This is a genomic window from Prevotella sp. P5-64, assembly GCF_002251285.1.
Classification (GTDB): domain Bacteria; phylum Bacteroidota; class Bacteroidia; order Bacteroidales; family Bacteroidaceae; genus Prevotella.
In genome coordinates, this window is sequence record NZ_NPJK01000061.1 from 74,545 (window position 1) to 90,368 (window position 15,824).

The following is a 15,824-nucleotide window of genomic DNA, read 5'->3' on the forward strand; positions in this document are numbered from 1 at the left end:
TTATGAACAGACAAGAACTGGTAAAAGAGATATTTGACAAGAAGTCGTTCCTCTGCGTAGGACTGGATACCGACCTGAAGAAAGTTCCTACCCATCTGCTGAACGAGGAAGACCCTATCTTCGCCTTCAACAAGGCCATCATTGATGCCACGGCAGACTACTGTGTGGCCTATAAGCCCAATCTGGCTTTCTATGAAGCCTTCGGCGTGAAGGGAATCATGGCCTTTGAAAAGACCATTGACTATCTGAACAAGCATTATCCCCATCACTTCGTTATCGCCGATGCCAAGCGAGGGGATATCGGCAATACATCGGCTATGTATGCCCGTACATTCTTTGAGGAGTACAACCTCGATGCCCTGACTGTCGCCCCTTATATGGGTGAGGACAGCGTGAAGCCCTTCTTGGGATATGAGGACAAGTGGGTAATCCTCTTGGCTCTTACATCCAACAAGGGCTCTTTGGACTTCCAGATGACTGAGGACAAAGACGGCGAAAGACTCTTTGAGAAGGTGCTGAAGAAGAGCCAGGAGTGGGGCGACGATACCAATATGATGTATGTGGTAGGTGCCACTCAAGGAGAGATGTTCAAGGACATCCGCAAGTGTGCTCCCACTCACTTCCTGCTGGTTCCCGGCGTTGGTGCACAAGGTGGCAGTCTGCAGGAGGTGTGCAAGTATGGCATGACTACTGATTGTGGCCTGCTGGTCAACTCGTCGCGCGGTATTATCTATGCTTCGCAAGGTGAAGACTTTGCCGAGGTGGCTGCGCAGAAAGCCCATGAACTGCAACAGGAAATGGCAGCTGAATTAGAACGCATTGAACGATAGCAAAATCATAAGCGATCCGGTCTTCGGATTTGTAAAGATACCACGGGGATTGCTGCTCGACATCGTGAAGCATCCCCTGTTTCAACGCCTGACACGTATCAAGCAGTTGGGCTTGACCAATGTGGTATATCCCGGTGCCCAGCACACCCGCTTTCAACACTCACTGGGCGCTTTTCATCTTACGAGTGAGGCCATACTCTCGCTCACGCAGAAAGGCGTGTTCATCTTTGAAAGTGAAGCCGAAGCTGTTCAGGCTGCCATACTGATGCACGACATCGGTCATGGTCCTTTCTCGCATGTGCTGGAGAATACTCTCATCCACGGCATATCCCATGAGGAGATATCGCTGATGATGATGAATGAGATAAACCACGACTTGGGCGACAACCTGACCTTGGCCATCAAGATTTTCAAGGATGAATATCCCAAGCGTTTTCTGCACCAGCTGATTAGTAGTCAGCTCGATATGGACAGGCTTGACTACCTGCGCAGAGACAGCTTCTTTACCGGTGTGACCGAAGGCAATATCGGCTCGGCGCGTATCATCAAGATGCTCAATGTGGTCGATGACAATCTTGTGGTTGACTCAAAGGGTATCTATTCGATAGAGAATTATCTCACTTCGAGGCGGTTGATGTATTGGCAGGTGTATCTGCACAAAACAACGGTGGGTTATGAGAAACTGCTGGTCAATCTCCTCTCCCGTGCCAAGTATCTGGCTGACCAGGGAGAGACGGTCTTTGCCACTCCGGCGCTGCATTTCTTCCTCTATAACCATATAGATAAGGAGGCGTTTGTGGACAATACTGAGCCGTTGCAGCATTACAAGATGTTGGATGACAGTGATATCTGGGCGAGTGTCAAGGCGTGGACCACCCATCGCGACCCCATACTCTCGTTGTTGTCTCGCAATCTCATAGACCGCAGAATCTTCAAGGTTGAGGTTCGCAGTACGGCAGTGGAAGAGGCAGAAGTGATGGATATCAGGCATCAGATAGCCCAGCGCTATGGTCTCTCTTTTGACGACACAGCCTATCTGGTCAATGTCTCTACCATCCGTAAGGACATGTATGACATCCACGACGACCACATATCCATATTATACAAGGACGGTACGATAAAAGACATCACAGAAGCCTCAGAAATACTCAATATATCGTTGTTATCAAAAAAAATATGCAAATATTATCTTTGTTATCAGCGTTTTTGAATTATATTTACTATATTTGCAGAAATTAATTAATACATAAACTATGGAGTTTACTGCTAAACAGATAGCGCAATTCGTGCAAGGTGTCATCGAGGGTGATGAAAATGCCTTAGTCACTACCTTTACGAAGATTGAAGAGGGTGTGCCTGGTGCCATCTCTTTTCTTGCCAATCCCAAATATACACATTATCTCTATGAAACCAAGTCTTCGGTGGTGCTCGTTGACAAAAGCATAGAACTGGACAAACCTGTAGAGACTACGCTTATCAGAGTGGACAACGCACGTGACTGCGTGGCCAAATTGTTGCAACTCTATGAGAGCATGAAGCCCAAGAAACAGGGCGTAGACAAGATGGCATTCATCTCTGAGTCAGCCAAGATTGGCGACAATGTGTATATCGGCGCTTTTGCCTATATCGGCGACAATGTTGTGGTGGGCGACGGCTGTCAGATTTATCCTAATGCCACCATCTGTGACAATGTAAAACTCGGTAATAACTGTATATTGTATCCCAACACGACAGTCTATCACGACTGTCGTTTGGGCAATGAAGTTATCCTTCATGCCGGCAGCGTGGTGGGTGCCGACGGCTTTGGCTTTGCCCCCAATGCCGAGACCAACAGTTATGACAAAATTCCCCAGATAGGCAATGTCATTATAGAAGACAATGTTGAAATTGGCGCAAATACCTGTATCGACCGTTCTACTATGGGTAGCACGTTTGTAAGAAAGGGCGTCAAACTTGATAATCTTGTACAGATAGCACACAACACTGATATCGGTGAAAACACCGTGATGAGTGCTCAGGTAGGTATTGCCGGCTCTACCAAGGTAGGCCAGTGGTGTATGTTTGGCGGTCAGGTAGGTATTGCCGGACATATTACTATCGGCAACAAAGTATTCCTGGGCGCCCAGTCGGGTGTACCTGGCAGTCTGAAAGACAACCAGACCCTTATCGGTACTCCCCCTACAGACCAGCGTTCGTTCTTCAAGTCACAGGCCATCATCCGCAGATTGCCCGAGATTTACAAGCAGCTGAACGATTTGAAGAAAGAAGTGGAGGAGCTGAAAAAGCAGAAACAAGATTAATCACATATACCTCTATCATTTAGAGAACAGAGCAAAGTAATATATGGACACAGTAAAACAGACTACCCTTAAAGGTAGTTTCTCTCTCTTCGGCAAAGGATTGCATACCGGTCTTCACCTGACCGTCACCTTCAATCCTGCTCCAGAGAATCATGGATACAAGATTCAGCGTATCGACCTCGAGGGACATCCCATCATCGACGCCATAGCTGAAAAGGTAAGTGACACCCAGCGCGGTACAGTGCTTTCCAGTGGCGATATCAGAGTAAGCACTATCGAGCACGGTATGGCAGCTCTCTATGCAATGGGTATTGACAACTGTCTGATTCAGGTTAATGGTCCTGAGTTCCCCATTCTTGACGGTTCGGCCATGCAGTATGTCGAGAAAATCAATGAAGTGGGAATCCAGGAGCAAAATGCACCTAAGAACTACTACGTTATCCGTAAGAAGATAGAAATCAAGGACGAAAAGACAGGCTCATGCATCACCATTCTCCCCGACGAGGAGTTCAGCATCACCGCCATGTGTTCTTTTGAGTCCAAATTCATCAACAGCCAGTTTGCCACACTTGACAGTACCAATAACTTTGCCAAGGAGATAGCACCTGCGCGTACCTTTGTGTTTGTTCGTGATATCGTTCCATTGCTCGAGGCTAACCTTATCAAGGGTGGAGACCTGGACAACGCCATCGTTATCTACGAAAGAGAAGTGGAGCAGGAGAAGCTCGACCAGTTGGCCGACGTTCTCAAAGTGCCCCATATGGACGCCAAGAAGATTGGCTACATCCAGCACCGTCCGCTGATGTGGGAGAACGAGTGTACCCGTCATAAGCTCTTGGATATCATCGGTGATATGGCTCTTATCGGTCGTCCGCTGAAGGGTAGAATCATTGCCACCCGTCCTGGTCATACCGTGAACAACAAGTTCGCCCGATTGATGCGTAAGGAGATTAAGCAGCACATGGTTCAGGCGCCTATCTATGATCCCAACGAGGCTCCTATCATGGACAACATCCGCATCCGCGAGTTGCTGCCCCACCGCTATCCCATGCAGCTTGTTGACAAGATTACCGCCATTGGCCCCACAAGCATCACCGGTGTGAAGAATGTAACCAGCAATGAGCCTTTCTTCGTAGGCCACTTCCCACAGGAGCCTGTAATGCCAGGCGTCCTTCAGATAGAGGCAATGGCACAGTGTGGCGGTTTGTTGGTACTCAACCAGGTGGAAGAGCCCGAGCGTTGGTCAACCTATTTCTTGGGTATTACCGATGTGAAGTTCAGGCAGAAGGTTGTCCCTGGCGATACCCTGCTTTTCCGCGTAGAATTGCTTCATCCCGTACGCCACGGCATCAGCTCCATGAAGGGCTATATGTTTGTCGGCGACAAGGTAGTGTCTGAGGCTACATTTACTGCACAAATCGTTAAAAACAAATAATATGAACCAAATAAGTCCTTTGGCATACGTTCACCCAGAAGCCAAACTGGGAGACAACAATATTATAGGCCCCTTCTGCTTTATTGACAAGAATACGGTATTGGGTGATAACAATGTCCTTCAAAACAGTGTTACCATCAATCGTGGTGCTCGTATTGGAAACAATAATGAGATTTTTCCCGGTGCCAGCCTTTCCACCAAACCTCAGGACCTGAAGTATAAGGGAGAGGAGACCATCTGTGAGATAGGCGACAACAACAGTATCCGTGAGTTTGTTACCATCTCGCGTGGTACTGCTTCAAAGGGTACCACCATCGTGGGCAACAATAACCTGCTCATGGAGAATATGCATATCGCCCATGACTGTGTGATTGGTAGCAATATCATCATCGGTAACTCTACCAAGATTGCCGGTGAAGTGGTGGTAGACGATAATGCTATCTTGAGTGCCGAGGTGCTTTGCCATCAGTTCTGCCGTATCGGTGGCTATGTGATGATACAGGGTGGAAGCCGCTTCAGCCAGGATATTCCTCCTTATATTATTGCCGGCAAGCATCCCTTGAAGTATGCAGGTGTCAACATCATCGGTCTGCGTCGTCGTGGATTTAGCAATGAGCTTATCGAAAACATCCACAACGCTTACCGCATCCTTTATTCTAAGGGACTGATGAAGGAAGGCATTGAGGAAATCAAAAAGCAACTTACAGTTACCCCCGAGATTCAGTATATCATAGACTTCGTAAGTTCTTCCCAACGGGGAATTATCAGATAATGAAGACACTGGTTGTTGTTCTTGGGCCGACAGGCGTGGGAAAAACAGAACTCTGCCTAACTATAGCCGAGCATTTGGGCATTGACATCATCAATGCCGACTCGCGTCAGATATTTGCAGAGCTGCCTATCGGTACTGCTGCTCCGACCCAAGAACAACAACAGCGTGTTCATCATCATTTTGTTGGCAATCATCACCTTAATGATTATTACAGCGCCTCTATCTATGAAGAAGAGGTAATGGCGTTGCTGCGCGACAAGTTTGAGCGTGGCGATGTGGCTATGCTTACAGGTGGAAGCATGATGTATATTGATGCCGTATGCAATGGCATCGATGATATCCCAACCATCGATGACGCTACGCGCCAGATGATGAAAGCCAGACTTGAAGCAGAAGGTCTTCCTGCGCTTGTTGAGGAGCTTCGTCGGCTTGACCCCGAACACTATCAGATTGTTGACAAGAACAATCCTCGCCGTGTCGTCCATGCCTTGGAAATCTGCTATATGACTGGCAAGACCTACACATCCTTTCGTACCAACAGCAAGAAGGAACGTCCTTTCCGTGTCCTCAAGATTGGTCTTAACCGCGACCGCGGAGAACTCTATGAACGTATCAACCAGCGTGTTCTTGACATGATGGATGCAGGCCTGGAGGACGAAGCTCGCCGCTGTTATCCCCTCAAAGGACTCAATTCGCTCAACACAGTAGGTTATCGGGAGATGTTTGATTATTTTGATGGACTCACTGACCGTGCCGAAGCAATCCGTCGCATCCAGTCCAACTCTCGCAGATATATGCGCAAGCAACTCACATGGTTCAAAAAGGACCCTGAAATCGTATGGTTTCACCCGGATAACGTTAAAGAAATCATAAATTATATTGACACACACTTATTAGACAAATAGTTTTCGTACTTTTGTACGTGCATAACAGCTTGTTTTATTAACTATGGATAAAGTTAAATTCCTCTACCTGTGGTGTAGGGCCAAAATCACAGCCTTTTGGGCGTGGTACAAGAACCTCTACGTGGGCGCTCCCGTATGGAAAAAGGCGTTGATAGGATTTGTTTCCGTTATCGTTTCTTTCCTTTTGTATTTAGGCGCTGTTGACATCAACTTCCTTTGGCTGTTTGGTAAGTCACCCGGTTATTTCTCCGGCATCCTTAATCCTCAGACCAGCCAGGCTTCTGAGATTTACAGTGCTGATGGTCAGCTCATTGGCAAGTTCTTCAGTGAGAACCGTACCCCTGTTAAGTATGAAGAGATTACTCCTGATTTCTTCAAGGCCCTTGTTGATACCGAGGACGAGCGTTTCTACAGCCATTTCGGTATTGACCCCATTGGTATCTTTGGCGCCGTCAAGGATGCTGCCTTGCGCCATGAGGGCCGAGGCGCTTCTACCATTACCCAGCAGTTGGCCAAGAATATGTTCCGTGTCCGTTCTCACTATTCTACTGGACTTTTGGGTAAGATTCCCGGTCTGCGCATCCTGATTGTCAAGAGCAAAGAGTGGATTATTGCGCTGAAGTTGGAGTCACGTTACAACAAGAAGGAGATTATCACGATGTACGCCAACACCGTTGATTTCGGTTCCAATGCTTTTGGCATCAAGACTGCCGCCAAGACCTATTTCAATAAGTTGCCCAAGGATCTTACCACCGACGAAGCAGCCGTCCTTGTGGGCATGCTCAAGGCTACCACCTATTACAATCCCAAGAGTCATCCCGAGAACAGCCGCTCACGTCGTAATGTTGTGCTGAGCAACATGCTGAAGCATGGCGATTTGTCGCGAAGCCGCTATGAGGAATTGAGCAAACTTGATATCAAGCTCAATTACAAGGTGGAAGACAACTATGATGGTCAGGCCACTTACTTCCGCAATGCCGTTGCCGAAGCCTGCGACAGTCTGCTTGTCGGCGTAGGCGCAGGTGTCGGTTCCGATGATGATGACAACAAAGCGCCTGACCTCTACACGAGTGGCTTGAAGATTTATACTACCATAGATACGCGTATGCAGAAGTATGCTGAAGAGGCAGCCAACAAACAGATGCGTATCATCCAGCGCAACTTCAACAACCATTGGGGTAAAGAGGAACCATGGCAGGATGAGCACCACCAGGTTATCCCCGGCTTCATCGAGGGTATCGCCAAGCGCCAGCCCTTCTACAAAGCCTTGGTCGAGAAGTTCGGCGAAAACGCCGACTCTATTGACTATTATCTCAACAAGCCTCACAAGGTCAAGGTCTTTGACTATGCCAATGGGGAGATTGAGATGGAGATGTCCAGCCTCGACTCTATCCGCTATATGGTGCGCTTCATGCACTGCGGTATGGTTGCTATGGAACCCCAGACCGGCGCTGTAAAGGCATGGGTGGGCGACATCGATTTCAAGCATTGGAAGTATGACAAGGTTACAGCTATGCGCCAGCCCGGTTCTACCTTCAAGCTCTTCGTATATACCGAGGCGATGAACCAGGGACTTACCCCGTGCGATAAGCGCCGCGACGAGCAGATTAGCATGGATGTCTTTGACAGCAAGAAGCAGGAGATGACCCGTTGGACTCCCACCAATGCCAATGGAACCTTCAGCGGCGACTCTATGCCTCTCAAGTCTGCCTTCGCCCGAAGCGTCAACTCTATTGCTGTACGCTTGGGCCAGGAGATGGGCATCAAGCGCATTATCTCTACGGCCCACGCCATGGGTATCGACAGTCCGCTCGACGACGCCCCCGCCTTGGCCCTCGGTTCCAGTGATGTGCGTCTTCTCGAGTTGGTCAACTCCTACTGCACCGTGGCCGACAATGGCCGTCGCCATAAACCTATGCTGGTTACCCGTGTCGAAGACAGGGACGGCAGGGTCATCTATCAGGCCGACACCCAGTCCGAGCAAGCCATATCCACCAAGTCAGCATTCTTCATGCAGCAGTTGCTCCAGGGAGGTATGCGCGAGCCGGGCGGAACCTCGCAGAGTCTGTGGGGCTATGTCGGCGATGTGCGCGATACCGAGTTTGGCGGAAAGACGGGTACCTCCAACAACCATTCCGATGCTTGGTTCGTGGGCGTCAGTCCGCGTCTCGTCGTAGGAGCATGGGTTGGCGGCGAATATCGCTGCATCCATTTCCGCACTGGTGCCTTGGGACAGGGTAGTCGTACGGCTCTCCCCATCTGTGGTTATTTCCTCCAGTCGGTTTTCAAAGACCCCGCTTTCCAGCAATATCATGGCAAGTTCGTCAAGCCAGCCGATGCCGACATCTCGCGCGTTGACTACATCTGCGACAGCTACTATCAGAAAGCCAAGAACGACAGTACTGCTACTGATAGCCTTGAGCTCAATTCGGAAGAGATAATACTTGATGAAAACGGCAATCCTGTCATCCGAAAGGAGGAGAAGTCCGAAGTCGGAACCTCTTCTGAGCCCGGTTCTCAGGGCGACCACAAGCCCCATAAGCCCACCGAACAGGCAGTTCGTTTTGATGATTTGTAATTATCCATAGGTTTGGAACAGATCAATCTTGACAACGAAGAGTTTCAGAAAGCTCTGCAAATCATACAGTTTACCCGTCGCTCGCTTTTCCTTACCGGAAAGGCAGGCACGGGTAAATCTACGTTTCTCCGCTACATCTCCGAGACCACCAAGAAGAAACATGTCATCCTCGCGCCTACAGGTATAGCCGCCATCAATGCCGGTGGCTCCACGCTTCACAGTTTTTTCAAGCTCCCCTTCCATCCCCTGCTGCCCAATGATACACGCTACAGCGTGCGCAATATGCGTAAGACACTGCGCTACACCAGCGAGAAATGCAAGCTGCTACGTGAGGTCGAACTGATTATCATCGACGAGATTAGCATGGTGCGCGCCGACATCATCGACTTTATTGACAAGGTGCTGCGCGTCTACAACCGCAATATGCGTGAGCCGTTTGGCGGCAAGCAGCTCCTCCTTGTCGGTGATATCTATCAGCTTGAGCCTGTCGTTCGTGAGGAAGACCGTCAGTTGCTTGCGCCTTTCTATCATTCCCAGTTCTTCTTCGATGCCAAGGTCTTTGCCTCCCTCCAGTTGGTAAGCATCGAACTGACCAAGGTGTATCGCCAGAACAATCCTACCTTTATCAACCTGTTGGACCACATCCGTTCGTCGCATGTCACCACTGCCGACCTCGAGATGCTCAATCGCCAGGTGGGTGCCGACATTGACACCTCCGACTCTTCGCTCTCCATTACGCTGTCCACCCGTCGCGATACCGTCGATTACATCAACAGTACGCGCTTGGCTGAGCTTGATGGCGATGCTACCATCTTTGACGGAACCATCGAAGGCGATTTCCCCGAGAACAACTTGCCCTCTCCACTCAAACTCGAACTCAAGGTGGGCGCGCAGGTTCTCTTTGTGCGCAACGACAAGGAGAAACGGTGGGTCAATGGCACTCTGGGCACCGTCACGGGTTTCTCGCTCGATGTTGAGGATAGTAAGGACGCCATCATCTATGTCCGTACCGAGGATGGAGTGGAGTTTGATGTTGAGCAGGAAATCTGGAGCAATATCAAGTATACCTTCAACGAGAAGGAACAGAAGATTGAAGAGTCTGTTCTTGGCACTTTCTGCCAGTTCCCTCTGCGTTTGGCGTGGGCCATTACCGTCCACAAGAGCCAGGGCCTTACCTTCCGCAATGTCAAAATCGATTTCAGCGGCGGAGTCTTTGCCGGCGGTCAGACCTATGTTGCCCTTTCGCGCTGCCGTTCGCTCGAAGGCATCAGCCTCAAGAGCCCCATCCGGCGTGAAGATGTCTTCGTCAAAGCCGAAGTTTCCCGTTTCGCCAAGAACTATAACAACCAGCAGCTTATTCATGCTGCTCTCGAACAGGGCAAGGCCGACAAGCAGTATTATGATGCCGTCAAGGCCTTTGATGCAGGCGACATGCAGACCGCGCTGGACAACTTCTTCCTCGCTATCCATAGCCGTTACGACATCGAACGCCCTGTTGCCAAGCGTTACATCCGTCGCAAGCTCAATGTCATTAACCAGAAGGACCAGGAGATAGCCCGTTTGAAGGAAGAAATCAAGAAGAAGGAGAAATTTCTCAAGAAACTGGCTGTCGAGTATGTCGTCATGGGCCGCGAGTGCGAGAAGGAGCATTTCACCGAGGCCGCCATCCGAAACTTCGAGAAAGCCCTTGAGCTCTGTCCCGATATTCCCGAAGCGAAGCGACGGTTGAAGAAACTCAAGAAAGACTGATTCCCTATATACCTTATTATATATATGACTACAGGCAGACAGAAATGTGACCTCCTGAGGAGCATACGCCAGCAGCTGGCTATCGAGTATGGGTTGGATTACACTCCTGCAGAGTGCCATCATGTCGGCGACTGTCCCGGCACTTGCCCCGTGTGTGATGCCGAGCTTGCCGATCTTCAGCGACAGCTCGACGAGCGTGGTATCACCGAAGTTGCGGAAAAAATAGATATCCGCAGCTCCATTACTACCATAGAGCCTGATGAGGAATACCACGAGTTGGAAGGTCTCGCCGGTCCCATGTCGCGTGGACGGGATGGAAAGATTACGGGCATCCCCGAGGGAATTATTCCTGATGACATGCTGTTGCAAGGAGAAATCATGCCGACAGATTATCTTGACCGCGATTAACCTTTTCTTCATTGCCCCTTCAATGTGGCAAAATAAAATAATTTTGCCCTTTTCCTTGCGCATCCGACTGATTATGCCTAATTTTGTAACCTAAACACTTTATTAAAATAGAACAAATGGCAACACCGCACATTTCAGCCGCAAAGGGCGATTTCGCCAAGACAGTGCTTATGCCTGGCGACCCGCTTCGCGCAAAGTTTATAGCAGAGACATTCCTCGAGGATGTCAAGTTGGTAACATCGGTTCGTAATGCCCTCGGCTATACCGGTCTGTACAAGGGCGTACCAGTTTCAGTTATGACCAGTGGCATGGGTATGCCCAGCATTGGCATTTACTCTATGGAGCTCTACAAGTTCTATGGTGTAGAGAACATTATCCGCATCGGTTCGGCTGGTAGCTATCGCGACTGGCTCAAGGTGATGGATGTCACTCTTGCCGAGGTCGCAGTGAGCGAGTCTTCCTACGCTCTCGTACAGGGTGGTTGCAAGGACAACGCCATCAAGCCCAGCCAGGAACTCAATGACGTCATCAAGGCCAAGGCCAAGGAGATAGGTATTGAGTGCAAGCCCAGCATAGTTCATTCCAGCGATGTCTTCTATCGTGATGCCTCACAGGGTACATGGCAGGATATCATCAAGCAGAATGGCAGCGACTGCGTAGAGATGGAGAGCTTTGCCCTCTTCCACAATGCCAATATGACAGGCAAGCGCGCAGCCTGCCTGCTTACCATCAGCGACTCTTTTGTCGACCACACCGAGTTGTCAGCCGAAGACCGTCAGAATTCGTTTACCAAGATGATGACCCTGGCGCTCGAGAGTGCCATCGTGCTTTAATCTGTATCAGTACGCATTATAGAAAAGCGCAGACCCGGCAGGGGCTGCGCTTTTTTAATCCATTTCCGTTGTATTCTTGTCACACGGTACGTTGCAGTCTCAGGCGTTAGTGGCAGTTACCTGTTCTACATCTGTCGCAATTGCCTATTATAGGGTGGAACATTATTGCAGTTTTTTGTATTCATCTTCGCATACAGGTTCCAGCCATTCGTTAGAGGCGTTTTCGCCAGGAACCTCGAAGGCGAGGTGGGCAAACCAGCTGTCTTTGGCAGCACCATGCCAGTGTTTCACGTTGGCAGGAATGTGGATAACAGTACCTGGCATTATCTGCTGTGCCGGCTTGCCTTCTTCCTGATACCACCCACGGCCACCCACACCTACCAGCATCTGGCCGCCGCCTGTTGTGGCATGGTGTATATGCCAGTTGTTGCGGCATCCAGGCTCAAAGGTTACATTGGCAAAAGGTATCTGACTCGTGGAGATGCGGGCAAGATAACTATTACCTTTGAAGTAAGCAGCGTAGGCTGTGTTAGGCTCGCCGATGGGAAATATCATCTCACGTTGGAAAGCGGCCTTGGCGTCATCGCCGGTCACATCTTCGTTCCACACCTCTTTGGCAAGATTGAAGGCAGCCCAAGCCTTGGGCCAACCGGCATAGAAAGCGATATGTGTGATTATCTCGGCTACTTCTGTACGTGTGATGCCGTTGTTCTTGGCAGTTTGTAGATGGTATTTCAACGAACTGTCTGTGATGCCTTGGCTGATAAGTGCTGTAATGGTTACCATACTTCGGTCGCGGAGGGAGAGTAGGTCATTGCGGCTCCATACTTCTCCGAAGAGTATGTCATCGTTGAGGTGGGCGAACTCTGGAGCAAACACTCCTAATTGCATGCGTCCTGCGGTCTGTTCTATTTTCTTTTGTGCCATAATGTTGAGTGTTATCATTGTTAATAAAATAAATATTACGAGTCTTTTCATAGCTGTCAATAGTTAAGTCGTTTCAATCATTTGTCCACTTTCGAGAGATTATTGCGGGTCTCATGACCGTAGATGCTCATTGCCTCTTTGAAGGTGGCGTTGGGGTACAGCTTCTTTAGGTCGTTTACCACATTGCCAAGCTCGCTTCCTTCATGGGTGGTAAAGGGGATAATGGTCTTGCCGTTCAAATCGTATTTGTCGAAGAAGGTAAACATTACTTGTGGATAGGTGCCCCACCATACTGGTCCGCCGATAAAGATGGTTTCATATTGGTCCATGTCATTCACCTCGCCCTTGAAGTCTGGCTTCTCGTTGTTCTCTGCCTCTTTTTTTACCAGTTTGGTGAGGGCATTATATGGCATGTCGTAGCTTTTCTCCGCGACAATCTCAAACTCGTCACCGCCCGTGAGTTTCTGTATCTGGTCGGCCACAAGTTTGGTGTTGCCCACCTTCACATTGCCCACTCCGTAGTTCTCCCCGGCATGCGAGAAGAATACAATCAGTATTTTTCCTTTGCTCTCCATAGAGGCTTGTTCTTTTTGTTGCGATGACTTCACACTTCCGTTACATGCAGCAGAAACCATGAGTGCCGAAACCATCATTGATGTATACTTCAATACTCGTTTCATAATCGATAGTTTTATTATGTTTCGATTTACAATGCAAAGGTATATAGAAACTGAATTGGCATTGTTACCTATATTACGCCAATTATTACCGTTTTCTCCTAACGTGGCTCCCCCCGTTGCGGCGTAACGCAAAATCGCATATTCGTATACAGTGCTTTCCTGTATGCGAATATGCGATTTGTTGGCTTCGGGCGTTCTGCTCGGTATGAACAGCCCGGCGTCTATTCAAAGTATTTCTTCAGCAACTGTCGTGACAGCTGTACTGGGTCTTGCTTTTGGGGATATTCGATGGGTACTTCCAGTTCGCAGAACTTCTCTTCAAACTCGTAGCACTCTTTGACAAAGCTGTCTTCATCATACTCGATGCCCCGTTCACGGCAGTCGATGGCGCGGTCTACGAACATGCTCCAGCGTGGCAGATAGAAACTCTTGAGCAGTCCGTCCCATGGGCGGCCGGCATAGTCGTTGAGTCCTGCCAGGTTGTTGTTCCACACGGTGACGATGCGGCGGGCGTTGCGCTCATAGTAGTTTTTCTCCTCGGCAGAGTTGCCCCAGCTGCGAGCCTGTTCTATCCATCGCTTCATGGAGAACACGGGGTGGCAGGCGGTCAGGGCAGCCTCGTCGGCCAGCACCTCTTTCATCTCACTTCCCAGGCGCTTCATCTCCTTGAGGTCGTAGCAGTCGTAAGCCACGACAAACTTGCGCCAGAGTACGTAGAAGTGTTCCTCCAGACACTGGCGGCCGATGTTCACCACATCCATCTTGTATCCATCGCGGTCTGAATTGAGGTTCACCATCTCCTTCCATATCTCGTTCTGCGCCTCGCGCGTGGGCGTACATTTATCCTTCTTTTTCATTCCCGGACGCGACTCCACAAAGGTGTAGTTGTATGTGCGTGGTACGTCGAGCACCCGCTCGCAGTAGTCACGATACACCTTGCGCGCCTTTTCGTCTATGCGGCCCATGCGCTGGTCGGCCAGCGAGTTGCGCCACTCGTCGAGGGTGCCAGGCATATTCCATGCCTTGTCAAAGAGCATGCTGAAGGCAAACTGGTTGACGTCGAGGGCTTCGAGTGTAGCACCCACACCGCTGAAGTTGGAACCTGCCTTCTCGTATGTATTGTCTATATAGTTGTATATACGGTCCGAGGGAGCCACCAGACGGTTGCGGCCGCCAAAGTTGTTGAGATAGCACCAGATGAAGGGCTGGCCGTAGAACGACTCCGTGGTTTTCCACATCTGTACATTCTCACACCAGTAGTCGAGCATGATCAGGCGACCCTGTGGCACACCTCTGAAGAGAGCCTTCATGCGTTCGCCGTTCCATCCTGGCATGTATTTGTAGGTCCAACTCATCTGCAGCCAGTGTGCATCCTTGTCTGCAGCAGCCAGCGACTGGTATATACCGCGTGAGAGCATGGCCAGCGAGTCACAGTTGAACGTGGGAGGGTCTACCTCGTTGAAGGGGTCTATGCAGTACATGTGGTCGGTGCCATACATGCGAGTCTGCTCTTCGATGAAGGCGCGCTGTATCTTGGCAAACATGGGGTCGGTGGCAAAGAGGAAACGGCAGCGGTAGCGCTCGGGGTCTTTGAATGAGCCCCAGTACGACACGTCGGTATATTTGAGACCTTTGTGTTCCTCTACGAATTTTGCGGGCACGTGTCCGGCAAATCCCGACAGCACGGGAGTCATGTTCAGTTCGCGTTGGCGCTTCAGTATCTGCTTCTGCAGCGTCTGCTGACGGTCCATCCATTCGCGGGGCAGAGGTCCCATGAATGCGTCGAAGTTGCACATGCGGTGCCAGCCCAGATAGGCGGGGCCGGAGAAGAAGGAGCGAATCTCTTCATCGTTGAGCCCGAACTTCTTCCACACGTTATACCAAGTCGATTCCTGACCGGTGATAGCCAGAGGCATGTTGACACCGTTGAGCGCCATCCAGTCGATGAAGTGTTCCCACTCACGCCAAGTCCACCAAGGCAGCGAATAGCCGTAGGTGCAGTAGTTGAGGAAGAAACGCATGGGAAGCCGCGACTCTATTCTTACCTTCTCTTTGACAGCAGGCATAGTCTCCGGCAGTTCGATAGGGTCGTCTTTGTACCAAGAGATGGCGGTGTGACAATAGTTCTTGAGATAGTGGTTCAGGCCCATAGCCATGCTGTTGGCGTTGTTGGCGCTGATGACCACCTTGCCCTGGTTGCTCTCCAGGGTGAATACGTCTTTTGTGGAGTCAATCTTTTTGAAGACCACTGTCTGGGCCTTGTTGCCCAGTATACGTCGCGCCAGATTCTGCGCCGTCTTGACATCGTTGGATGCCATCATGCCTATGGTTACCGCCATCAGGCAGAGGGTAGTAATGATTCTACGGTTCATGATATAAGTTGATGAGTAGTTGACAAAGTGGGGGT

Annotated in this window: 13 protein-coding genes; 10 read left to right on the forward strand and 3 right to left on the reverse strand. The window is 49.9% G+C overall.

Annotated elements, in window-relative coordinates; translation table 11 throughout:
* The first annotated feature begins 2 nt into the window (after nucleotides 1-2).
* The 10 genes from pyrF to deoD all read left to right on the forward strand — a co-directional run bounded on the left by pyrF (nucleotide 3) and on the right by deoD (nucleotide 11,810).
* Nucleotides 3-830: an orotidine-5'-phosphate decarboxylase gene (pyrF, locus tag CIK87_RS10945; protein ID WP_094387199.1), complete on the forward strand. Its 828-nt coding sequence runs from the start codon at nucleotides 3-5 to the stop codon at nucleotides 828-830.
* Nucleotides 820-2,040: an HD domain-containing protein gene (locus tag CIK87_RS10950; RefSeq protein ID WP_094387200.1), complete on the forward strand. Its 1,221-nt coding sequence runs from the start codon at nucleotides 820-822 to the stop codon at nucleotides 2,038-2,040. Before pyrF ends, CIK87_RS10950 begins: the two co-directional genes overlap by 11 nt.
* 43 nt (nucleotides 2,041-2,083) lie before the next feature.
* Nucleotides 2,084-3,130 (forward strand): UDP-3-O-(3-hydroxymyristoyl)glucosamine N-acyltransferase, encoded by a 1,047-nt coding sequence (gene lpxD, locus CIK87_RS10955; RefSeq protein ID WP_094387201.1) that lies wholly within the window; start codon nucleotides 2,084-2,086, stop codon nucleotides 3,128-3,130.
* A 43-nt stretch (nucleotides 3,131-3,173) separates the two neighbouring features.
* Nucleotides 3,174-4,565, forward strand: a complete 1,392-nt coding sequence (locus CIK87_RS10960; protein WP_022310278.1) for a bifunctional UDP-3-O-[3-hydroxymyristoyl] N-acetylglucosamine deacetylase/3-hydroxyacyl-ACP dehydratase — start codon at nucleotides 3,174-3,176, stop codon at nucleotides 4,563-4,565.
* Between the two features lies 1 nt (nucleotide 4,566).
* Nucleotides 4,567-5,337, forward strand: a complete 771-nt coding sequence (gene lpxA / locus CIK87_RS10965) for an acyl-ACP--UDP-N-acetylglucosamine O-acyltransferase (protein ID WP_094387202.1) — start codon at nucleotides 4,567-4,569, stop codon at nucleotides 5,335-5,337.
* Entirely contained in the window at nucleotides 5,337-6,242 is a 906-nt protein-coding gene (gene miaA / locus CIK87_RS10970; protein WP_094387203.1) for a tRNA (adenosine(37)-N6)-dimethylallyltransferase MiaA, read from the forward strand. Before lpxA ends, miaA begins: the two co-directional genes overlap by 1 nt.
* 43 nt (nucleotides 6,243-6,285) lie before the next feature.
* Entirely contained in the window at nucleotides 6,286-8,820 is a 2,535-nt protein-coding gene (locus tag CIK87_RS10975; protein ID WP_094387204.1) for a transglycosylase domain-containing protein, read from the forward strand.
* 12 nt (nucleotides 8,821-8,832) lie between these two features.
* Nucleotides 8,833-10,569, forward strand: a complete 1,737-nt coding sequence (locus CIK87_RS10980; RefSeq protein ID WP_094387205.1) for an ATP-dependent RecD-like DNA helicase — start codon at nucleotides 8,833-8,835, stop codon at nucleotides 10,567-10,569.
* Nucleotides 10,570-10,593: 24 nt separating this feature from the next.
* A complete protein-coding gene (locus CIK87_RS10985) occupies nucleotides 10,594-10,977 on the forward strand; it encodes a hypothetical protein (RefSeq protein ID WP_094387206.1) in 384 nt (127 codons plus the stop codon).
* A gap of 116 nt (nucleotides 10,978-11,093) precedes the next feature.
* On the forward strand, nucleotides 11,094-11,810 hold the full coding sequence (deoD, locus tag CIK87_RS10990) for a purine-nucleoside phosphorylase (protein WP_094387207.1): 717 nt from the start codon (nucleotides 11,094-11,096) through the stop codon (nucleotides 11,808-11,810).
* A gap of 162 nt (nucleotides 11,811-11,972) precedes the next feature.
* Here the strand turns inward: deoD and CIK87_RS10995 are convergent, their stop codons facing one another.
* From CIK87_RS10995 to CIK87_RS11005, 3 genes are all read right to left on the reverse strand, one after another.
* Nucleotides 11,973-12,788 (reverse strand): carboxymuconolactone decarboxylase family protein, encoded by an 816-nt coding sequence (locus CIK87_RS10995; RefSeq protein WP_094387208.1) that lies wholly within the window; start codon nucleotides 12,786-12,788, stop codon nucleotides 11,973-11,975.
* Nucleotides 12,789-12,814: 26 nt separating this feature from the next.
* Nucleotides 12,815-13,417: a flavodoxin gene (locus tag CIK87_RS11000; RefSeq protein WP_094387209.1), complete on the reverse strand. Its 603-nt coding sequence runs from the start codon at nucleotides 13,415-13,417 to the stop codon at nucleotides 12,815-12,817.
* Between the two features lie 221 nt (nucleotides 13,418-13,638).
* A partial coding sequence (locus CIK87_RS11005) for an alpha-N-acetylglucosaminidase (protein ID WP_216822759.1) occupies nucleotides 13,639-15,824 on the reverse strand: 2,186 nt, incomplete at its 5' end.

Coding starts and splice junctions, on each gene's coding strand:
- pyrF (WP_094387199.1), top strand. CDS start 3: ATGAACAGACAAGAACTGGTAAAAGAGATATTTGACAAGAAGTCGTTC.
- lpxD (WP_094387201.1), top strand. CDS start 2,084: ATGGAGTTTACTGCTAAACAGATAGCGCAATTCGTGCAAGGTGTCATC.
- CIK87_RS10960 (WP_022310278.1), top strand. CDS start 3,174: ATGGACACAGTAAAACAGACTACCCTTAAAGGTAGTTTCTCTCTCTTC.
- lpxA (WP_094387202.1), top strand. CDS start 4,567: ATGAACCAAATAAGTCCTTTGGCATACGTTCACCCAGAAGCCAAACTG.
- miaA (WP_094387203.1), top strand. CDS start 5,337: ATGAAGACACTGGTTGTTGTTCTTGGGCCGACAGGCGTGGGAAAAACA.
- CIK87_RS10975 (WP_094387204.1), top strand. CDS start 6,286: ATGGATAAAGTTAAATTCCTCTACCTGTGGTGTAGGGCCAAAATCACA.
- CIK87_RS10985 (WP_094387206.1), top strand. CDS start 10,594: ATGACTACAGGCAGACAGAAATGTGACCTCCTGAGGAGCATACGCCAG.
- deoD (WP_094387207.1), top strand. CDS start 11,094: ATGGCAACACCGCACATTTCAGCCGCAAAGGGCGATTTCGCCAAGACA.
- CIK87_RS10995 (WP_094387208.1), bottom strand. CDS start 12,788: ATGAAAAGACTCGTAATATTTATTTTATTAACAATGATAACACTCAAC.
- CIK87_RS11000 (WP_094387209.1), bottom strand. CDS start 13,417: ATGAAACGAGTATTGAAGTATACATCAATGATGGTTTCGGCACTCATG.